This is a genomic window from Pseudoalteromonas sp. 3J6 (genome assembly GCF_903995135.1).
Classification (GTDB): Bacteria; Pseudomonadota; Gammaproteobacteria; order Enterobacterales; family Alteromonadaceae; genus Pseudoalteromonas.
This window is the reverse complement of sequence record NZ_LR877185.1, coordinates 662,447-682,304: the sequence shown is the minus strand read 5'-3', so window position 1 is coordinate 682,304 and position 19,858 is coordinate 662,447. Positions and strand designations below refer to the sequence as shown.

At 40.7% G+C, this 19,858-nt stretch carries 18 protein-coding genes; 5 read left to right on the top strand and 13 right to left on the bottom strand.

Annotation, left to right across the window (positions count from 1 at the left end; translation table 11 throughout):
- Positions 1–4 precede the first annotated feature (4 nt).
- Positions 5–1,786, top strand: coding sequence for an alkaline phosphatase D family protein (locus tag P3J6_RS03115; RefSeq protein ID WP_198522213.1), 1,782 nt, complete (start codon positions 5–7; stop codon positions 1,784–1,786).
- Positions 1,787–1,877: 91 nt separating this feature from the next.
- Here the strand turns inward: P3J6_RS03115 and P3J6_RS03110 are convergent, their stop codons facing one another.
- The 4 genes from P3J6_RS03110 to P3J6_RS03095 all read right to left on the bottom strand — a co-directional run bounded on the left by P3J6_RS03110 (position 1,878) and on the right by P3J6_RS03095 (position 3,720).
- Entirely contained in the window at positions 1,878–2,420 is a 543-nt protein-coding gene (locus tag P3J6_RS03110) for a PH domain-containing protein (RefSeq protein WP_178956719.1), read from the bottom strand.
- A 77-nt stretch (positions 2,421–2,497) separates the two neighbouring features.
- On the bottom strand, positions 2,498–3,115 hold the full coding sequence (locus tag P3J6_RS03105) for a LysE family translocator (protein WP_178956720.1): 618 nt from the start codon (positions 3,113–3,115) through the stop codon (positions 2,498–2,500).
- Between the two features lie 9 nt (positions 3,116–3,124).
- On the bottom strand, positions 3,125–3,307 hold the full coding sequence (locus P3J6_RS03100; RefSeq protein ID WP_178956721.1) for a hypothetical protein: 183 nt from the start codon (positions 3,305–3,307) through the stop codon (positions 3,125–3,127).
- Between the two features lie 14 nt (positions 3,308–3,321).
- Positions 3,322–3,720 carry a DUF3224 domain-containing protein gene (locus P3J6_RS03095; RefSeq protein ID WP_198522212.1) on the bottom strand — a complete coding sequence of 133 codons (399 nt, stop codon included), beginning with the start codon at positions 3,718–3,720 and terminating at the stop codon, positions 3,322–3,324.
- A gap of 87 nt (positions 3,721–3,807) precedes the next feature.
- Here P3J6_RS03095 and P3J6_RS03090 point away from each other — a divergent pair, with 87 nt between their 5' ends.
- Positions 3,808–5,586 (top strand): ABC transporter transmembrane domain-containing protein, encoded by a 1,779-nt coding sequence (locus P3J6_RS03090; RefSeq protein ID WP_198522211.1) that lies wholly within the window; start codon positions 3,808–3,810, stop codon positions 5,584–5,586.
- A gap of 14 nt (positions 5,587–5,600) precedes the next feature.
- Here P3J6_RS03090 and P3J6_RS03085 read toward each other — a convergent pair whose 3' ends face one another.
- Positions 5,601–6,266 (bottom strand): hypothetical protein, encoded by a 666-nt coding sequence (locus P3J6_RS03085; protein WP_198522210.1) that lies wholly within the window; start codon positions 6,264–6,266, stop codon positions 5,601–5,603.
- A 95-nt stretch (positions 6,267–6,361) separates the two neighbouring features.
- Positions 6,362–6,994, bottom strand: coding sequence for an OmpA family protein (locus P3J6_RS03080; protein WP_198522209.1), 633 nt, complete (start codon positions 6,992–6,994; stop codon positions 6,362–6,364).
- Positions 6,995–7,178: 184 nt separating this feature from the next.
- Between P3J6_RS03080 and chrA the strand changes: the two genes are divergently transcribed.
- The gene (gene chrA / locus P3J6_RS03075) at positions 7,179–8,330 is read left to right on the top strand and encodes a chromate efflux transporter (protein WP_198522208.1); all 1,152 of its coding nucleotides are present in this window, start codon (positions 7,179–7,181) and stop codon (positions 8,328–8,330) included.
- On the opposite strand, the gene P3J6_RS03070 is transcribed toward chrA, so the two are convergent.
- The 4 genes from P3J6_RS03070 to speA all read right to left on the bottom strand — a co-directional run bounded on the left by P3J6_RS03070 (position 8,290) and on the right by speA (position 13,298).
- Positions 8,290–9,549, bottom strand: coding sequence for a mechanosensitive ion channel family protein (locus tag P3J6_RS03070; protein WP_055012721.1), 1,260 nt, complete (start codon positions 9,547–9,549; stop codon positions 8,290–8,292). The genes chrA and P3J6_RS03070 overlap by 41 nt on opposite strands.
- Positions 9,546–10,466: an acetyltransferase gene (locus tag P3J6_RS03065; RefSeq protein WP_198522207.1), complete on the bottom strand. Its 921-nt coding sequence runs from the start codon at positions 10,464–10,466 to the stop codon at positions 9,546–9,548. Before P3J6_RS03065 ends, P3J6_RS03070 begins: the two co-directional genes overlap by 4 nt.
- A gap of 17 nt (positions 10,467–10,483) precedes the next feature.
- Positions 10,484–11,356 (bottom strand): acyltransferase, encoded by an 873-nt coding sequence (locus P3J6_RS03060; RefSeq protein WP_138608315.1) that lies wholly within the window; start codon positions 11,354–11,356, stop codon positions 10,484–10,486.
- Between the two features lie 61 nt (positions 11,357–11,417).
- Positions 11,418–13,298, bottom strand: coding sequence for a biosynthetic arginine decarboxylase (gene speA, locus P3J6_RS03055; protein ID WP_198522206.1), 1,881 nt, complete (start codon positions 13,296–13,298; stop codon positions 11,418–11,420).
- 198 nt (positions 13,299–13,496) lie between these two features.
- Between speA and speE the strand changes: the two genes are divergently transcribed.
- Positions 13,497–14,360 (top strand): polyamine aminopropyltransferase, encoded by an 864-nt coding sequence (gene speE, locus P3J6_RS03050; protein WP_138608318.1) that lies wholly within the window; start codon positions 13,497–13,499, stop codon positions 14,358–14,360.
- A gap of 62 nt (positions 14,361–14,422) precedes the next feature.
- Here the strand turns inward: speE and P3J6_RS03045 are convergent, their stop codons facing one another.
- Both P3J6_RS03045 and P3J6_RS03040 read right to left on the bottom strand, forming a co-directional pair.
- A complete protein-coding gene (locus P3J6_RS03045; protein WP_232735463.1) occupies positions 14,423–15,646 on the bottom strand; it encodes a hypothetical protein in 1,224 nt (407 codons plus the stop codon).
- Positions 15,639–16,265 carry a methylamine utilization protein gene (locus P3J6_RS03040; protein WP_198522204.1) on the bottom strand — a complete coding sequence of 209 codons (627 nt, stop codon included), beginning with the start codon at positions 16,263–16,265 and terminating at the stop codon, positions 15,639–15,641. The genes P3J6_RS03045 and P3J6_RS03040 overlap by 8 nt, the downstream gene beginning before the upstream one ends.
- A 175-nt stretch (positions 16,266–16,440) precedes the next feature.
- Here P3J6_RS03040 and P3J6_RS03035 point away from each other — a divergent pair, with 175 nt between their 5' ends.
- Positions 16,441–18,483: a glycoside hydrolase family 97 protein gene (locus P3J6_RS03035; protein ID WP_198522203.1), complete on the top strand. Its 2,043-nt coding sequence runs from the start codon at positions 16,441–16,443 to the stop codon at positions 18,481–18,483.
- Between the two features lie 60 nt (positions 18,484–18,543).
- Here the strand turns inward: P3J6_RS03035 and envZ are convergent, their stop codons facing one another.
- A complete protein-coding gene (gene envZ, locus P3J6_RS03030) occupies positions 18,544–19,857 on the bottom strand; it encodes a two-component system sensor histidine kinase EnvZ (RefSeq protein WP_010392436.1) in 1,314 nt (437 codons plus the stop codon).
- Position 19,858: the final 1 nt, after the last annotated feature.

The following is a 19,858-nucleotide window of genomic DNA, read 5'->3' as shown; positions in this document are numbered from 1 at the left end:
AGCAATGACGCTTACACGAAGAACTTTTTTAAAAGCCTCGGCAGCAGGATTTGGGGTCGCAGTCTTATCGTTAGGGTTAACGGGTTGTCGGTTTGATGATGAAGATGATAATTTTATTGACGTTAGCTTTAACCATGGCGTCGCTAGTGGCGATCCACTAGCAGATAGCTTAATTTTATGGACTCGCGTTACACCAAAAGATCCAGCAACCAGCCGTATTAAAGTGCAATGGCAGGCTGCGACAGATGAAAATTTCACCTCTATTAGTCACGATGGTGAAGCCTATATAAGTGCAGCCACAGACTTTACTCTCAAAATTGACTTACAAGGCCTTGATCCCAACACAACGTATTACTACCGCTTTAAATCAAATGGTAAAACCTCTCCTATTGGCTCAGGTAAAACATTACCAACAGGCAATATTGATCAAGTAAAGCTGGCAGTTGTGTCGTGCGCTAATTACCCTGCTGGCTTTTTTCATGTTTATGGTGAAATAGCAAAGCAACCTGACTTAGATGCGGTACTCCATTTAGGCGATTACATATACGAATATGGAAATAATGGCTACGCTACTGAAGACGCAACTAGCTTAGGTCGCTTACTACCTGAAGATAACAGCAATGAAATTATTAGCTTAACTGACTATCGTAAACGCTATGCCCACTACCGCACCGATAGCAATTTACAAGCAGCTCACAGCAATTGCGCCTTTATAACAGTATGGGACGACCATGAGGTTACTAATGATACTTGGCGTGAAGGTGCAGAAAACCATAATGACGGTGAAGGTGAATTTAGCGCGCGTAAACTACATGCCCTACAAGCCTACTTTGAATGGATGCCTATACGTAATGTAGCCGATAAAGAACGTATTTATCGCCGTTTTGAATTTGGTAATTTAATGTCGCTATACATGCTAGATACCCGTGTGCTCGCTCGTGATGAACAACTCAACTATGCTGATTTTGATTTAACTAGCGCACAAGGGCAAAGCGATTTTGTTAGTGCTGTTAGTTCGCCCACACGCGCATTACTGGGTAGTGAACAACTAACCTGGCTCACCGATGGTATGACAACCTCAAACTCAAAATGGCAAGTACTTGGCCAACAAGTGTTAATGACCAAGATGCACCTGCCGTTTGAAGTACTACAGCTTTTAGTGAGCCTACAAGTAAGCCAAGCAAATGGTGCTGACACTGGCGCCCTGCTTGCTCAAGCATCAGCATTATTTGCTGAGCTGGCACAAATTAAAGGCCGTATTCTAGCTGGTGATCCAACAGTAACTGATGCAGAGCGTGCGCGTGTTGATACCACCGCACCTTACAATTTAGATGCCTGGGACGGCTACGCCTATGAGCGTGAGGTACTGCTTGGTACAGCTATTGCTGCACAAAAAAACTTAGTGGTGTTAGCCGGCGATACTCACAATGGTTGGGCTGGGCAATTAAAAACTGATGCGAGCAATCCAATAGCCGCATCACAAAATGCGGGAGTTGAGTTTGCCACCTCTTCAGTGTCTTCGCCAGGTCTTGAAAAATACTTAGCACTAAATACACAGGGCCCTGAAATTACAGTTCAAATGGAGCAAGTTCTTGCTTTACTTGTAAACGACTTGGCTTATAGCAATTTGGCTGACCGAGGTTATCTAACAGTTACCTTCACTCAAGAACAAGTAAGCGCTAAGTGGAATTATGTAAGCAGCATAAAAACAACCTCTTACGAAATGCAAACCGAGCGCAGCAAAGAATTACGTATGCTAGCAGGTCAGCCTGAAATACAAGGGTAAATTACTCTAAACACGAGAAAACCAATCTAAGGCTCATAACTTCCTTAGATTGGTTTAATAAAAATAACCTATTTTCAAAGAGAGCTGTTGGTTACTTTTTCTCATCCAATAAAGTAACTAACATTTGCTCGATATTTTTTACACTGTAGGTCAATGAGCGAATCAGTTCGACTTGGCTTGGTGGCTCGTCTTGTTTTGCTTGAACGGGTTGTTCTGCAGTGAGGTTATCTTTTTGCGTTAAAATGGCTTCACGAAATTCACTGGCATCAACTACCCCAAGTAACGATACCAACGCACCATGTCCCGACTGTCCTGCTGTTTCAAAACTTAAACGGTATAAGCCAAACATGCGCATTAGCGGCCCCTGACTCAACCCGACATCAGTGATTTTTTCTAGTGGAATCGATTTTTCTTCTTTAAATAAAATACCGCGTTTAACCACTAGCTTGCGCTCTAGTAAATCGGCCGACATAGCGGCTAATACTCTACTTGCGACTAGCCACACTAAAAGTAATACAACGGGTAAAAGTATAATAGTTACAACTGGAAAAAGGCTAAATATTGCAGCTAAGCACATCCAGTACTGTTTTACCTTGTTATCAAAAGTGGCACTTTTTAAAGTTATATTAGACATAGTTTTATTACTTTTAAATTATAGTATTTTTAAGTTACATTAATTATAAGTTGTACACAATTCAACCACCTTGATAGTTACAATCCAATAACCACTTTAATTGCCAGCGCAATAAATACCGCACCTAACAGCCTATCTAACCATATATTTTGTTTAGTAAAACCAAAGCGCTTTTTAGACACCTCAGTGAGTAAGGCTACCAATAAATACCAGCCGGTATCTATCACGAAAACCGTTAAGCACATAACAACGCCAATACTTAGAGTAAGATTCTCTGGGTCAATAAATTGTGAAAATAATGCCAGAAAGAAAATTGCTAGCTTAGGGTTTAAAAATGCAATGGCAAAGCCATCTTGTAACGCCTTAGAACTGCTCACGTCGCTTTGCTGAATATGTAGCTCGCTGTCGCTGGGTTTTGAAAATAGTATTTTCAAACCTAAATACGCTAAATAGGCTGCCCCTAAATACACTAAAAATTGGTACACAGTAGGAAATTGCAACATCAATGCACCTAATCCCAACAGTGAAGCTGCGGCATATAAGCCCACTCCAAAACCATGGCTTAATGCTGCCAGCATGCCATTTTTCATGCCACCGCTTAAGCTATGTTTTAATACCACAGCTAAACTGGGCCCAGGCGACATTGCCCCCATCATGCACACCAGTGCTAAGCTCAACCATAATGATAACGCCATTAGTAACCCTTATATTTCTTCATTTTCAATTAGTAATGCATAACCATGCACCTGCCCATAAAAGCCTGTCAATGGCACTGCGTTTATTACTTTCCAACCGTCTTGGCTTAATTCCTGTATGCGATCATTTAGTGCGACTATATCTACCCCACCCAAAAAACGGGACTTTCTGAATTCGATTACTTTTTGCATTACAAATACCTGCTTTATAGGCTGTATTCAAAATCGTAATGATGAATACCTTGCTCAATCCGTATTTTCATACTGCCAGTTAGTCCTGCTAGCTCATCAGTGCCTGAGTCGGGCACCACTTTTAAAATTAAGCTGTCTTGGCCTTTGTCCATCAGCCCAAAATGCTGCAGTACAAAACTGCCTTTTTTGCCCTCAAGCTCGCCTATCACTTGCTCTATTGCAACATAACCAGCGCTGCCTTGGGTGGGAGTCATGGCGCTAAGCATTTCGCCTTGGCTAGTTGCCGTTAAGCTACCAGTAAATTGTTTATCAATCGACATCCGACCTAGATTAACGCCTTGCTGCCCATGTGCATACCCTTCTATAGGCGCTAATGTAACGGTAAACTCGCCTGTTATCTGTTTAGTTGTCATAATTTTCCCTGTTGATGATTTTTAATACTATTGATTTTTAATCTATTGATGCCATATCTATACCTTAATCATCAATAAGAATCTACTATGCCTACAGACAAGCCTGCTTCAGATAAAGCCGCCTTTAGCGCTTTATTCCCTATATTCAATTTTATTAAGCCTTATAAATGGGTGGTTTTAGGGGCTCTAGTAGCATTACTTGCCACCGCAGGGGTTAATTTATCGCTAGGCCAAGGCGTTAAGTTTGTGATTGATCATGGCTTTATTGCCGGTTCTCAAGCGCAATTACAACAAGCTGTTTTGGTATTAATTGGCTTAATCAGTTTATTGGCGGTGGGTACATTCAGCCGATTTTATTTAATGTCTTGGATTGGCGAGCGAGTCAGTAATGACATTCGAAAAGCTGTATTCAATCGTATTGTTACTTTGCATCCGAGTTATTTTGAAGAAAACCGCAGTGGCGAGCTGATGTCGCGACTCACTACCGACACTACCTTATTACAATCTATTATCGGCTCATCATTTTCTATGGCGCTGCGAAGCGCGCTAATGTTAGTCGGTGGTTTAATTATGCTACTTGTTACTAATTTAAAGCTTACCTTAGTCGTCGTGGCCTGCGTCCCTTTAGTACTGGTGCCTATGTTAGTTTTTGGTAAAAAGGTACGCAAACTTGCAAGTTCTAGCCAAGATGCGATTGCAGATATCAGCACCTATGCTGGTGAGATCATTCAAAACATAAAAGTGGTACAGAGTTATAGCCATGAACAGCAAGAACAATCTGCTTTTGCTAATGAAACTGAAAAGGCCTTTAACGTTGCCAAAAGCCGCATTAAACAACGTTCGTTTTTAATTGCAGCAGTTATTTTTCTTACCTTTAGCGCTATTAGTGCCATGCTCTGGGTAGGCGGTAGTGATGTGCTCGCAGGCACTATGACGGGCGGTGAACTCGGTGCTTTTGTGTTTTATGCCATTATGGTGGCCATGTCGGTAGCAACCGTTGCTGAGGTTTATGGTGAACTACAACGCGCCGCAGGAGCCGCAGCAAGATTGCTCGAGCTACTTGCGGTTGAAAGTAAAATACAAAACCCCGAAATTCCACAAGATGATCAGTTGCATACAACTACCAGCAACAGTGCAATTTCACTTGAAGGTATTAGTTTTAATTACCCTTCTCGCGCAGATGTAAGCGCATTAAATAATATCAGCTTAAATATTGAAACAGGTAAAACCGTGGCTATTGTTGGCCCTTCAGGTGCCGGTAAAACCACCTTGTTTGAACTGTTACAGCGTTTTTATGACCCTGCTAGCGGAGCGATTAAGTTTCATAATATAAATATTAAACAGTTGTCGTTAAACACCTTACGCAACAAAATGGGGATGGTGGCACAAAACCCGATTTTATTTAGCTCTGATGTTATGCATAATATTCGCTATGGCAACCCAAGCGCCAGTGACGAGCAAGTTTATGCAGCCGCTAAACATGCCCATGCTGATGAATTTATAAAACAGTTACCACAAGGCTATAACAGCTTCTTAGGTGAACAAGGTGTAAGGCTATCGGGTGGGCAAAAGCAGCGTATTGTTCTTGCTCGCGCCATTTTAAAAGACCCAGAAATACTGCTACTTGATGAGGCTACCAGCGCGCTTGATGCGCAAAGCGAGCATCATGTTCAGGCCGCACTTGAACACTTAATGCAAAATAGAACAACGCTGATTATTGCCCATAGACTGGCCACGGTAAAACATGCCGATATGATTGTGGTAATGGAAAATGGCGAAATAAAAGCTACAGGCACTCATCAGCAATTAATGGCAAGTAACCCTTTGTATCAAAAACTATGTGAATTACAGTTTAATTTAGATTGATTGCATTTTAGTTGCTACTTCTTTTTAAGCCATTTATTCATTGCGGTATCGTAAGCCTCAGTTAGCTTAGTTTTATCGCACTTTACACCAGCTATGTAACTTTCGGGCAAGTCATTTTTTGGCATAACCCCTGCACCAACAGATACCTTTCTAAAACAGCTATCACCTCGTCGATAAGTGGTAAATTGCATATTTTGCTGCTCTATTTTTAATAGTGGCTTTACCTTGCCTGCATGCTCTTTTGAAACTGTAATACGCTTTTTCTGAAGGTCACTCTTTGCAGTATCAGAATAGCCAGTTTGTTGCTGTAAAATACTGTTGAGTCCTTTGTTTAAATCGATCTTTTTATAAGGCTTTAAAATTACAGGCTGAGTATTTTTCGTGATGGTATTTAGCGGCTTAGTCGTTTTCTCTGTTTTTTTATAATTAATATTTAGTGGTTTTGATTGGGTGGCATTAATAGGCTCAATAGATTTAATTTCTGTATTTTTATTTGTATGAGCGCGTTGTTGAGGGACTTGTTGTGTTGCTTTAATTTTAGCTGGCACACTTACCATATAAGCTTTAATGGGGATTGATTGCGGTGGTTTTATGTCAGGTGCTTTTAATGTGGCAGCAAAAAGCAAAACTAATCCGTGTAAACATATTGATAAAATAATTGCCGTGCGCCACGCTGCCATAAATATGTCCTTATCGAAGAACTATTTGTGACAGCTAACGCAGGCAAAAGTGCCATTAAAATATACAAAACCACGCATTTGCGCGGTTTTAGCTATTAACCTTGTGTATTAGGCACTATTTGAATTTCGACGCGGCGGTTTTGCGCGCGACCATTCGCGGTACCGTTAGTGGCAATTGGGCGTGATTCACCAAAGCCGCTCGTGCTTACTCGTGCAGCCATAATTTGTTGGTTTACCAAATAATTTTTTACACTTTGTGCACGCTGCTCTGAAAGAGTCATGTTGTAACTATCTTTGCCCGTGCTGTCGGTGTGACCTTCAACACTTAAGTAGGTTTTTTCGTATTTATTCATTACATTTGCTATCGCATTTAGAGTGTCATGAAAGCCCGATGAAATATAAGATTGATCAGTCGCAAACGTAATATTAGAGGGCATCACTAAGCGTAAGTTATCACCTTCACGTACCACTTCAACTCCCGAACCTGCTAGTTCATCACGAAAAGCAGCTTCTTGTTTATCCATGTAATCACCTACAGCTGCACCCGCTAGCGCACCAATAGCTGCACCAATAAAAATACGTTTATCTTTGTGGTTACCTGTAGCTTTACCTAAAATTCCCCCTGCTGCAGCACCAATAGCGGCGCCTTTACCCGTGTTATTCATTTCACAGCCAGAAAGTAATACGGCAACGACAGTGACACTTAAAAGTGATTTGGTTAACATCATGGTAATTTCCTATTCATTTAGAATTTATTATTGCAATTATGCAAACATTTGTATGAACCAAAAATGAAGAGTAACGTAAAACACGTATTATTACTTACTTCATACGGACTAATGATAGCGTTTCATAAAAATGTCATACTTATTTGTGACACTTTAATGATTTATCAAAAAGGCGATGGCCACTATGTTAATTGCGATTTTTAGGCAGTTTTTTTTGCTTGGCTGCATGAGTTTTGGCGGCCCTGCCGCCCATTTAGGTTACTTTAAACATCACTTTGTTGATTCGCTGCGCTGGTTAAGTATCAGTCGCTATTCACAGCTAATAAGCCTCAGCCAAGCTTTGCCTGGCCCTGGCTCTAGTCAGGTTAGCTTTGCAATTGGAGTAGAGCGTGCAGGTGTACTCGGTGGCATCACCGCATTTATTGGTTTTACCTTGCCTTCTTTTTTAATAATGACACTGCTTGCTATTAGTGCTCACCAATTTGACGCCGTTTATTTTGCTGTGATCACCGGATTGAAGCTCTTTGCTGTAGTGATTGTTGCCGATGCGACCCTTAGTATGGCCAAAAGCTTTTGCAGCAATCTAATCCTTAAGCTAATTGCAGTTATAAGCACCCTAGCTCTTGTTCTACTGCCGATGTTAAGTACACAAATTATTATTTTACTGATTGCGGCCGCAGTCGGCGCTATCTGGCCACTCTTAAAATTAAGTGATTTATCACAGCAAACTAGCAGTGATCAGGGGAAAGTTAACTGGGTTGCACTTAGTTTATTTGCGCTACTGCTTGGAGTTAGCTTTATTCCAATAGGGCAAGAATTTGCGTTATTTGCGCCTTTTTACCAAGCTGGTGCTATGGTATTTGGTGGCGGGCATGTTGTGTTGCCAGTACTTCAAGCGGGTGTGCCAACGTTAAGTGATGATCAATTTTTAACGGCTTACGCCAGTGCTCAGGCTATACCTGGGCCTATGTTTACAATAGCCACCTACTTAGGCGCGCAGCTAAATACCGAGCAGCCAATAATGGGCGCAATCATAGCTACATTATTGATATTTACCCCAGGGTTTTTACTCATGTTGGCATTTCAGAAAAGCTGGATTAATTTAGCCAGTAAGCCCCGCTTTGCCAGCTCAATTGCCGCGCTTAATGCCGCCGTGGTTGGCTTTTTAGCTGCAGCATTGTATTCGCCCATTTGGACTTCAGCTATTAATAGTGTGTGGCATATTGCATTAGTGATTGCTGCATTTGCGTGGCTACGTATGAAAAAGCCACCTATTTGGTGGCTATTATTATTGTTTATTGGTGTTGGCCTTGGACAGCATTATTGGGCACTTTAATACTAGGTTTGCCCGCCATATTTACCCCGTCAGCTGGGCTTAACTGCCCACTAACACTTTGATAAGCGCGCAGTCCAAACACCGGTAATACGGCCAGTAAATGATCCATAATTTCAGCTTGTAAATGCTCGTAAGATATCCAACGTTTGTCTTCACTAAAGCAGTAAAACTCAATCGGGAGGCCATGGTTAAGCGGTTGTAGTTCACGCACCATGAGTGTGAGCGAGGTATTGATTTTACTGTGTTGTTTTAAGTAACCCTCTGCATAGCGACGAAATAGCCCTAAGTTAGACACCGGATCGGGAAGTGTGCCTAGTCGAATATATTCTTGCAGTGGTATTGCCGCTTCTATTTGCGCTTTAAAGTCATCATCAACTAAAAAGATGCTGTTCATATCAATGTTTAAAGAACGTTTAATACGTCGCCCACCAGACTCCTGCATACCGCGCCAATTTTTAAATGAACCGGCCACCAGCATATAAGTTGGTATAGTCGTTATGGTGTTGTCCCAGTTACGCACTTTTACAGTATTAAGCCCTAAATCAATTACTTCGCCATCGGCGCCGTAGTTATCTACTTGGATCCAGTCCCCATAGGTCACTAAACGATTAGCGGCAATTTGAATGCTGGCGACAAAACCTAATATGGTGTCTTTAAATACTAATAAAGTAACAGCGGCGATCGCACCAAAACCAGAGAGAATATAAGTCGGCGATTTTTCAAGCACAATACTAACAATTAATATTGAACACACAATAAAGGTGATCAGCTTCACTACTTGAATTAGCCCTTGAATAGGCACTTCGCGGGCAAAGTCTAGTTGGTTATAAATAGCGCCAGCAATGCTCACTATGCTGCTAATAATAAAACCTATATAAATAATTAATAATGCTTGGCCAATGGTTTTAAGGATCTCTTGGGCAATTTCATTAACGGGATAAACACTATCAAATGTGGCTAAAAAAAGCACACAACATAACAAGCAAGCAATTCGTTTATTCAGCTTGGTCAACATAGGTGACAATGAACCAATACGCTCAGGAGAGAGTTTAGTCACCACCTTTTGAATACCCGGTAACATTAAGCGACGGGTAAATAAGTAAACAAATAATAACGAAAGGATGCCAATGGATGAGGCCGTGATTGCGCTGAGAAAAAAAGCATCGGGGACTTTTTCAAACCAAGGAGTAATTAGCTCCTGTAGGTGTGTTTTGGTCATGGTATTTCAATTTCCTTACTGGGAGTTAATTCAGTACTAGCTTGCTGAATATGAATAGCGCTTAATTGCTTATCTTTTTTTGTCCATAAATTATTTAAATATTGCTGAAACTCGGCTCTAAATGCGTGATCTGTTTGGTAACTGCCAATCATCTGTGTATTTATTGGCATCACCTCAATTGTAATATTAATAGACTCTAGTTCGCCTTTTAAAATATTACGACACACATGATCTGACTTACCGCTATACACTAAACTAGTGTTAAGCATAGCGTCAAATTGCTCGTTTAAAACTTCTAAGGCAAAAGCAGTTCCACCAGCCTTAGGCTTTAATAAATGCTGAAAAGGGCTTTGTTGATGCTTATGCTTTTGCGCAGTAAAACGTGTACCTTCTACAAAATTAACTATGGTTGTAGGATGATGACGAAAGTTACGGCAACTGCGCTTAGTGCGCTCGACATCTAAGCCTTTTAAATTGGGATTTTTTACCAATTGCGCTTTGCTCACCCGTTTCATAAAGGGCATACCCATTGCCCACGCACCAGTGCCTATAAATGGCACATACTTAAGCTCATCTTTTAAAAAAAACTTAGGAGCTGGCAATGCATCCAACGAGCTTAATACCGCAATATCAAGCCAGCTAATATGATTACTGATTAGCAAATACCAACTATTGGCATTCACCTCCCCACTAATATTAACTTTAATATCATTACAGCCTAGCCATAGCCCTAAGCGGTTACCTTTACACCACCCCTTGTACGCACTGTGTAATAATTTACTTACTACGGGTATGGGCAAAACCAATTTAACTAACCCTAGGATAAGTACTAATGCGCCAAATATTATTAAATTAGCGAATAAAACACAGCCAACAATTAAGCCATTTAACCAATTAGGTAACCATTTTTTTAGCATAACTGTTAGCTCATTTTTTATTTTTGTTTGAAATTAACGAGCGTCTGGTTCTTTTCTTCCCACACGCGATTTAATTCAGTTTGAAAACGTACTCTAAAGTCAGGATCATTTGTGTAATCACCAATTAAGTCGTCACTAACGCCTTTTACTTCAACATGTACATCAATGTGTTTTACTTTACCGGCTGCAAAATCCATAAAAGTAGGAATGCCCTCAGGGTAATGAATAGTGACATTTACCACCTTAGAAATTTGCTCACCCATAGCTTGCATTACAAAAGCCACACCACCCGCTTTCGGTTTAAGTAAGTGAGGAAACGGGCTATTTTGGCGCGCATGCTTTTGCGCTGTAAAACGCGTACCTTCAACAAAGTTAACCACACTAACCGGCATTTCTTTAAATTTTTCACACGCTTTACGAGTCGTTTCTAAATCTTTACCACGCAATTTAGGATTCTTTTTTAATTGGCTTTTACTGGTGCGGGTCATAAAAGGAAAGTCGAGCGCCCACCAACACAAACCTAAAACAGGTACATAAATAAGCTCTTTTTTCAAAAAGAAGTTTAAAAAAGGTATTTTGCGGTTAAACACTCGCTGTAACACTAAAATATCCACCCAGCTTTGGTGGTTCGCAATAACTAAGTACCAATCTTTCAATTTTAGCTCTTCTAGACCGGTTACATTTAGCTTTGTTGACGTTAATAACGTTTGATTTAGCGTGTTAAACGTCACCCAAATAGAGGCACACTGCTTGGCTGTCCAGCTCATTAATTTTTGAAGTCCCTTAATTGGGATTAGCTTAACGATGCCACAAATAAAAATAGGTACAAACCAAAAAAGAGTGTTTATTGTGTAAAAGAAAATACTAAATACACTGCGAATAACTGACATTACTTCTATTCCTTTAAACATCGTGCAGCCACGAATGACCGCACTTAACTATGCAACTAAATTAATCTTCAAAATAGGTGTAGCCTTCAAGCCCTGCATTGAGCTCGGCTAGGTACCCTTCTTTACAGTGTTCTGATACGTCAAGTTTATTAATTTGAGTGGCAAAGTTATCAGCTAATAACTCGCTATCATAATCAACAAATTTTAATACATCCTTAACGCTGTCACCTTTAATGGCATTGGTTAACACATATCCTTGCTTATTAAGCTCAACATGGACTGAATCGGTATCACCAAATAAGTTATGTAAATCACCTAAAATCTCTTGGTATGCCCCTACCATAAACATCGCAATATGATACTGCTGACCTTGTGTATATTCAGGAATAGGTAAACTGGTTTCAATTCCTGCACCTTCAACGTACTCACGTATTTGCCCGTCAGAATCACAAGTAATGTCTTGGATAATAGCGCGCTGAGTAAGCGGCTGCGTTAGGTTTTCGATGGGCATAACCGGAAATAACTGCTGAATGCCCCACACATCGGGTAACGACTGAAATAATGAAAAATTCACAAACAGTTTATCGGCTAGTTTTTCGTTTAAATCATCCAGCACTTCGCGGTGAGCTCGTGCATTAGAGCTTAATGAAGCACGAACGCGATGTAAAATAGTAAAGTAAAGCTGCTCTATTTTCGCCCACTCTAGCATGCTTACTAAACCATGTACGTATTGATCGTGTGCTTCACTAAATAAGTGCATTGCATCATGATAAATCTCTAATGCCATACGCGGGTTCAAACGTTGTAAACACTGCCACATTTCATCCAATACTAAGGCACTGTTTTTAACAGGTGGTTCTGGGTTTAAATGATTTGGTGCTTTTTCAACATCAATCACATCGGTAATAAGCACCGCATGATGTGCAGTAAGAGCACGGCCAGATTCGGTAATAATTGCAGGGTGAGCTAAGTTATGTTGGTCGCACACCTCGGCAAATGCATTTACTACATTACGCGCATATTCTTCGACTGTGTAGTTCATTGAGCAAGCACTACGTGAGCCTGAACCTTCGTAGTCAACGCCAAGCCCGCCACCCACATCAACAGTATTGAGCGGTACACCGTATTGAGTTAATTCAGCAAAATGGCGAGCACATTCGCGCAAAGCACGATGAATATCGCGAATATTGGCAATTTGAGAACCAATATGAAAATGTACCATTTGCATTAAATGCAACTTGTTATGTTGCTTGAGCACTTCCACTGCACTGAGTACTTGTCCTGCAGTTAAGCCAAACTTACCTTTTTCACCACCGGTATTTTGCCATTTACCTTTACCAACCGAATTTAGGCGAATGCGAATACCAATAGCAGGCTCAATACCTAAATTATCAATTTCTTCCAGCAGTGTGGTTAGCTCAGAGAGTTTTTCAACCACAATTTTAACGCTGTGCCCCATTGCTTGACCAATACAGGCTAAACGTAAAAACTCACTGTCTTTGTAGCCGTTACATACAATAGTAATAGGCTCTTTTGCCACACCTAAAATTGCCATTAGTTCAGGTTTAGAACCAGCTTCAAGCCCCACTAAACCACTTGGGTGTGCCAATAGTTTACTGACTACAGAGCGCTGTTGATTTACTTTTATAGGGTAAACACAGGTGTATTTACCATTATATGCACGGTTGCTACGCGCTTGAGTAAACGCATTGGTGAGCGTATCTACACGGTTTTTTAAAATATCGGTAAAGCGCACCAATACAGGTAAGGTTAATCCTTGCTGTTTAAATTGCTCAGTAAGCTGGCTTAAAGAAATGGCAGGTTTTGTTTGGTCGCCATCCGGATAGGCTATCAATTCACCTTGTGCGTTAATATCAAAATAACCATCGCTCCAATGAGCAACATTGTATGTAGCACGTGCTGTTTCTAAACCCCAAGTCATGGCAACTCTTCTTTATTAAATTAGGTGTAAAGGGGCATTTTAATACGTCACTATCTGCTAAGCTAACAAAAATTGAACTTTCCCCTCTTTATAGCTAACTTTATTCGCTAAAGAGCGTAAAATTTGATTGAGCAATAGCGCAAGCACTGGCAGAATTGCCTCCTTTTTTCATACTCAACCAAAAGTGTAACAACAACTATGGCAAATTTAGATCAAAGTAAGTGGTTTACTGAAATTAGCGACCGCGATGGCAGCGCATTTTCATTACGTATTAACAAAAAGTTAGATGAAAAACAGTCTCCTTTTCAAAAAGTAGAAATGTTTGAAACCACAGACTTTGGTAATTTAATGATCATTGATGGTTGCACTATGGTGAGTAGCCGTGAAAACTTTTTTTATCATGAAATGATCAGCCACCCAGCATTACTAGCACACCCAAACCCTAAAAATGTGGTTATTATTGGCGGCGGCGATTGCGGTACATTACGTGAAGTGCTTAAGCACCCAAGTGTAGAAACTGTGACACAAATCGATATTGACGAAGTAGTTACCCAAATGTCGTTAAAGTACTTCCCAGAGTTATGTGAATCAAATAACGATCCACGTGCCACTGTGATGTTTGACGATGGCATTAAATATATGCGTGAAGCAGCTGGTGAGTCTATTGATGTAGTGATTGTTGATGGAACTGATCCGGTAGGCCCTGGTGAGGGTTTATTTAACCATGCGTTTTATACTAGCTGTTTAAACGCACTTCGCCCTGGTGGAATACTCGTACAACAAAGTGAATCGCCACTTATGCATATGCCACTACTGGTTGAAATGCGCGAAGCTATGCTAAGTGTTGGTTTTAACGACTTGCAAACCCTGCCATTCCCACAACCTATTTATCCAAGTGGGTTGTGGTCGGTGACGCTAGCTCGCAAATCTGAAGCATTTAACGGTTTTAGAGAAGACGGCGCAGCCATAATTGCTGAGCATAGTGAATACTACAATGGCGGTATTCATCACGGTGCACTCGCAACACCTAATTACATGAAACGCGCTTTTAACAAAAAATAAAAAGCCATTAATACAAAGTAGGGCTCGCAAGAGCCCTTATATGTTTCTCTTTTTTCTACTAACTAAAACCGAAACTGAGCATTTAATGCTATTTGCTGCTGCGATATCCTCGATTCTTTATTCATAGCTACTCGGTTATCTGCTTGGCTATGAAGCGCTGACCCCTCAACACCTATTTGCCATTGTGGTGTAAGCTGATAACGCCAAGTTGCTGTTAGTCCCTCGCCATAACTTGCATTAGGGTCAAACATCCAATCATCTTTGTCTGTCACCTCAAAATAATCGTAACGTACTGAGAAACGGTGGCGTTTTATTTTATGACTCAATAATGCAAAATGACTGTAAAATCGAGTATCAACACCGCGTTTTTGACCCATAGCCGTACCACCCGACATTATTTGGATAATTAATCGTGTTTTCGGTGTAAATTTATTTAGCCATGCGACACTTAAAAATCGAGTATCCCAGGCATATTGACCCGTATTATAATTAAGAGCGCCAGGGTCACCATTGTTATCATAGTAGTACACTCGCAACTGAGACTTTTTTAAATAATCCCAATGTCCACCAACGTAATAACCAAATCGCCCATCGACCTCTTCAAACGGTAAAACTTGGTTTGCTTGAAATTGTAACTGTGGAGTATTTAAAGACGCTACAGGCGCAAAAGCGAGAGTCTCATTAAGTGTTGTTTGGCGATCATGCAAAGCAAAGCCTCGCCAAGCGAGTAATGTCCCCGCAGGATCGTTACCTTTAAATGTCGCACCAACCAAACTAAAACTATGGGCACTATTAAAATTACGGGCTGGGCGTTTAATTGTTGCTTCAACACCTAGCGTTCGCAGCTCTTCACCTACCCAAGAGTTAATTGCCGAATTGGTATAGTTATATGCAGATAACCAACCCATATCAGGATTTTCTAATGACAATTGTGGATAAAAGCCACCCACTTTAATATGCCATTTATAATCACTGCGAACTAAAGGTTTATATTGCAGATAAGCCTGACTAACCCCCAAGGTACTTTTTGGATCTTGATATAAATTAACTACAGCATGGGCAGACCAGCTGGAACTTATATCTGCAATTAAATTAATAATTCCCTGAGATAAAACCACACCTTGATTAGCCGCATCATGGCGATATAAACCAATTCCACCCTCTTGCCAGCTTAGTTGTGAATCAGCTTGCACTGCCCTTACTTGCAGCAAACCTTTAACTTGTGCGTTGGCTGAAAAAACACTCAACAAGCAAATAACAACGGCTAAGCGCAATAGACTATTCATAATCGTCAAACTCATCAACTTCAACCCTAATAGGCAAAGTTAGTTTTTGTTTTAACTGATAACTTAATTTATTGTTAGTTATAACAACTTTTTGCGACTCTATGTTGCTAATATCTCTAAAGCCTTCATGCCAAACATTTAGTTTATAGGCTCCATTTGGGATATCGAACGATGCTACTCCTTGCTCATTGGTGATTGCATAATATGGGCTATCCACAACAACAATGTAACCCAACATCCAATCATGAATATTACAACCAAGCTCCACAACTCCTGTTTGTTCAAATGTAATTGGATCTTGTGGTTGTTCTCGATAAAGCTTTAATTCAAATGTTTTGCTTTTAGAAAATGAATACACGTGATGCATTATCGAGTCAGCGTTAGGAAATTCAACTTGGCTGTTTTTTTCAACGACTAAGATATGTGGCGTAAATTGGCGATTCTTTTGTGTCATAGTGAAAAGTGATTTATTTATATTCACGCCAGAGGCTTGCTCTGGAGCTAGCCAAACAACAACATTTTCTTGAACTTTTTGGTTGTTATTATAAACAGTAACCGTTGCTGCACTGCTCTTAAAAACAATGATACAACCTAAAATAGCGAGTAAAATTTTCAGCATATTTTCTTCTTGTTAAATTCTTTTTATTTATTATAGAACTAAATTACATAAAGTTTTGCAGATTAATTAACACACTCTTTTTTAGCTAATTAATTGAATACGTATGCAGCTATCTCGTAATAGTGTGTTCATCACTTTATGCTCATAACCTACGGTTTGACATCAAGGACACACAATGAGATTACCTTTACTACTAGTTGCTTTACTTGCAAGCAGTGCTTTTGCAAAAGAGGCCACGCTGAAATCACCTGATCAAAAAATTAAAATTACCATTTCTGATCAATCACCATCCCCTCATTACTCTATTAGCTTTAATGGTAAGCCTGTTATCGAGCAGTCACGCTTAGGTTTTAGATTTAAAAGCCAAGCACCATTTGATGACGGCTTTGTTATTAGTGAAGTAACCCGCTCACAAACCGATAGCCAATGGCAGCAGCCTTGGGGAGAGCGTCAAACCGTTGTTGATAAGCACAATGAAATTGCCGTTACCTTTAATAAACCTGCTCCCCACGCTGGCACATACACTGTGCGATTTAAAGCTTTTGATAGCGGTGTAGGGTTTCGCTATGAAGTCCCTAAGCAAGCCGATTTTGAAAAAACTGAAATTACTAAAGAACTGACCGAATTTGCTATTGCCGCAAAAGATAAAACCACCGCATGGTGGATACCTGCTCGCGGTTGGAACCGTTATGAATATGTCTATAACACCACAGACTTACAAGATGCTGCACTTGTTCATACCCCTTTTACCTTTAAAAATGGTAACGGTGTACATGTCAGCATTCATGAAGCAGCTCTGGTAGATTATGCAGGGATGGTGCTTAACCAGCGTCGCCCAGGTACGTTTAGTGCCGATTTAACACCGTGGTCTGATGGCATTGCGGTTAAGAAGCGCGGCGCATTCAATACTCCTTGGCGCACCATTCAAATAGGTGAGCGAGCGATAGACTTAGTTAATTCAGATATTATTTTAAACCTGAATGAGCCAAATAAACTCGGTGATGTGTCGTGGGTTAAACCAGGTAAATATGTAGGTATTTGGTGGGGAATGCACATCAATGAAACAACTTGGGGCAGTGGAGAAAAACACGGTGCCACCACAAAAAATACTAAATACTATATGGACTTTGCCGCTGAGTATGACTTTGACGGCGTATTAGTTGAAGGTTGGAACACAGGTTGGGATGGCGACTGGTTTTATAATGGTGATGTATTTAGCTTTACTCAGCCTTATGACGATTTCGATATTGCAGCGCTTACACAGTACGGTAAAGAAAAAGGGGTGCAGTTAATTGGTCATCATGAAACCTCTGGCAATGTTAGTAATTATCGCGACCAAATGGAAGATGCTTTTGCGCTTTACGAAAAATCAAATGTAAGCCAAATAAAAACTGGTTATGTGGCCGATGGTGGCAATATAAAACGCATAGATGAAAACGGCATTGCCCGCTTTGAATGGCATGACGGCCAATTTATGGTAAATGAATACTTACATAACATTAAACTTGCCGCTAAATACAAGCTAAGCATCAACACACATGAACCAATAAAAGACACGGGTCTGCGCCGCACTTACCCTAACTGGATTGCCCGTGAAGGTGCGCGTGGTCAAGAGTTTAACGCATGGGGCACACCACCCAATCCACCAGAACACATTCCCATGCTTGCCTTTACGCGTATGCTGGCAGGACCAATGGACTTTACCCCTGGTATTTTTGATATGAGCTTTAATGGCTTAGGGGGCGATACAAATCGCCCACAAACAACACTAGCAAAGCAATTAGCATTGTATGTAGTAATGTACAGCCCAATTCAAATGGCGGCCGATTTACCACGGAATTATTTAGCTAAACCCGATGCTTTTCAGTTCATTCAAGACGTACCGACCGATTGGCAGCAAAGTATTGCGCTTGATGGCGAAGTAGGCGATTTTATTGTATTTGCACGCAAAGAGCGCAAGCGCGATAACTATTCAGGGAACGATTGGTACTTAGGTGCAGTTACCGACGAAAATGCCCGCACCATTGAGATTAAACTCGACTTTTTAGATAAAGATAAACAGTTTGAAGCGCAAATCTACCAAGACGGTAAAAACGCTGAATGGAAGAACAATCCTTATGATTTAAGCATTGAAAAACGCACTGTTACCGCAAGCGATAAGCTAACATTAAAATTGGCCACCAGTGGCGGTACAGCCATTCGTTTTAAAGCCCTCTAGTAGTTAATCTGAACTCTAGATAATAAATTAACGCTATCTGCAACCATGCAGATAGCGTTATTAGCTTGGATTAGTAACCTTTATCGGTAGGTATATTTGCGCACTCAAACCACCTTCAGGGCGATTAGAGAGCACCACCTTGCCGCCATGCATATCGATAATACGCTTAATAATTGCAAGGCCTAGGCCGCTACCTTCACTACCGCGAGCTGCATCACCTTGTTTAAACGGTTCAAATACTGACTCCAACTCGCTTTCAGGAATACCCGGACCACTATCGTTGACCGCAATAACCACATATTTTTTATTGGAATTAAAATAACTGAGTACTTCAATATCACCCTCTGAGTAGCGTAGTGCATTTTCTATCATATTGGTCACTACTCGCTTAATCGCGACACTACTTATGGGAATTTTTCCAATATTAGGATTCGGTTTAAACGTGATCACCCGTTGATGCTTAAGCTCACTTTGTACGACTTCACCAAGGAGCGCATTAATATCTTCGCAGGTTTGTTCTTCACGTTTATGATGGCGTAAATATTCGATAAATTGATCGATAATGCCATTCATATCTTCAATATCGTAAATAATGCCTTCACGTAAATAATCATCTTCATCAACCATCATTTCTGTGGCTAAACGAATACGCGTAAGCGGTGTGCGTAAATCATGAGAAACACCGGCCATAAGTAATCGACGGTCGTTTTCAAGGGCAGCAATACCTCGCGACATTTGATTAAAGGCGCGCGTTACCTCAATAACCTCGCTCGACCCTTGCTCTTGTAACTTGGTACTAAAGTCGCCTACCCCTACTTTTATCGCAGCTTGTTGTAATGCTTTTAGTGGTCGGTTCAAATGCCTGGCAAATAACCAACCTCCTAGTACACTTAAAAAGCCGATACTAGAAAGATAAAAGGTTAAAAACTCAAGGTTACTTTCTTTAAATCCGGTGAGCGGCACTTTGACCCAATAACCCGGCGCCTGCGGGGCTTCTACCCAATAAATAAGCGGATCAGTTTGACTAATGCGCACCCGAGAAAAGCCATTTAATTGCTCAGACATACTACGCGATAGCCCAGAATACTCACGACTTTGGCCTAAACCATGACGCATAGCTTCACGCTGAGTCATTACTTCAATGCCGGTTATTTCAAAAAACTTCTCAGAGACTTCATCGGTGACTTCAACGCCATCTTCCCAATCAATAAACACGGTTTTAATTTGCTTAGCCAGCATTAAATTAACTTGTTCAATGGTGGGTTTAACCACATATAAACTTACCGTGACGTAGGAGACTATTTGGTTAATAAGCAACAAAGCGGCAACCAAAAATACGGTTTGTCCAAACGCACTACGCGGAAACATTCCCATA

Coding starts and splice junctions, on each gene's coding strand:
- P3J6_RS03065 (WP_198522207.1), bottom strand. CDS start 10,466: ATGCTAAAAAAATGGTTACCTAATTGGTTAAATGGCTTAATTGTTGGC.
- P3J6_RS03105 (WP_178956720.1), bottom strand. CDS start 3,115: ATGGCGTTATCATTATGGTTGAGCTTAGCACTGGTGTGCATGATGGGG.
- envZ (WP_010392436.1), bottom strand. CDS start 19,857: ATGGGAATGTTTCCGCGTAGTGCGTTTGGACAAACCGTATTTTTGGTT.
- speA (WP_198522206.1), bottom strand. CDS start 13,298: ATGACTTGGGGTTTAGAAACAGCACGTGCTACATACAATGTTGCTCAT.
- P3J6_RS03070 (WP_055012721.1), bottom strand. CDS start 9,549: ATGACCAAAACACACCTACAGGAGCTAATTACTCCTTGGTTTGAAAAA.
- P3J6_RS03090 (WP_198522211.1), top strand. CDS start 3,808: ATGCCTACAGACAAGCCTGCTTCAGATAAAGCCGCCTTTAGCGCTTTA.
- P3J6_RS03110 (WP_178956719.1), bottom strand. CDS start 2,420: ATGTCTAATATAACTTTAAAAAGTGCCACTTTTGATAACAAGGTAAAA.
- P3J6_RS03080 (WP_198522209.1), bottom strand. CDS start 6,994: ATGATGTTAACCAAATCACTTTTAAGTGTCACTGTCGTTGCCGTATTA.
- P3J6_RS03095 (WP_198522212.1), bottom strand. CDS start 3,720: ATGACAACTAAACAGATAACAGGCGAGTTTACCGTTACATTAGCGCCT.
- speE (WP_138608318.1), top strand. CDS start 13,497: ATGGCAAATTTAGATCAAAGTAAGTGGTTTACTGAAATTAGCGACCGC.
- chrA (WP_198522208.1), top strand. CDS start 7,179: ATGTTAATTGCGATTTTTAGGCAGTTTTTTTTGCTTGGCTGCATGAGT.
- P3J6_RS03035 (WP_198522203.1), top strand. CDS start 16,441: ATGAGATTACCTTTACTACTAGTTGCTTTACTTGCAAGCAGTGCTTTT.
- P3J6_RS03085 (WP_198522210.1), bottom strand. CDS start 6,266: ATGGCAGCGTGGCGCACGGCAATTATTTTATCAATATGTTTACACGGA.
- P3J6_RS03045 (WP_232735463.1), bottom strand. CDS start 15,646: ATGAATAGTCTATTGCGCTTAGCCGTTGTTATTTGCTTGTTGAGTGTT.
- P3J6_RS03040 (WP_198522204.1), bottom strand. CDS start 16,265: ATGCTGAAAATTTTACTCGCTATTTTAGGTTGTATCATTGTTTTTAAG.
- P3J6_RS03100 (WP_178956721.1), bottom strand. CDS start 3,307: ATGCAAAAAGTAATCGAATTCAGAAAGTCCCGTTTTTTGGGTGGGGTA.
- P3J6_RS03060 (WP_138608315.1), bottom strand. CDS start 11,356: ATGTCAGTTATTCGCAGTGTATTTAGTATTTTCTTTTACACAATAAAC.
- P3J6_RS03115 (WP_198522213.1), top strand. CDS start 5: ATGACGCTTACACGAAGAACTTTTTTAAAAGCCTCGGCAGCAGGATTT.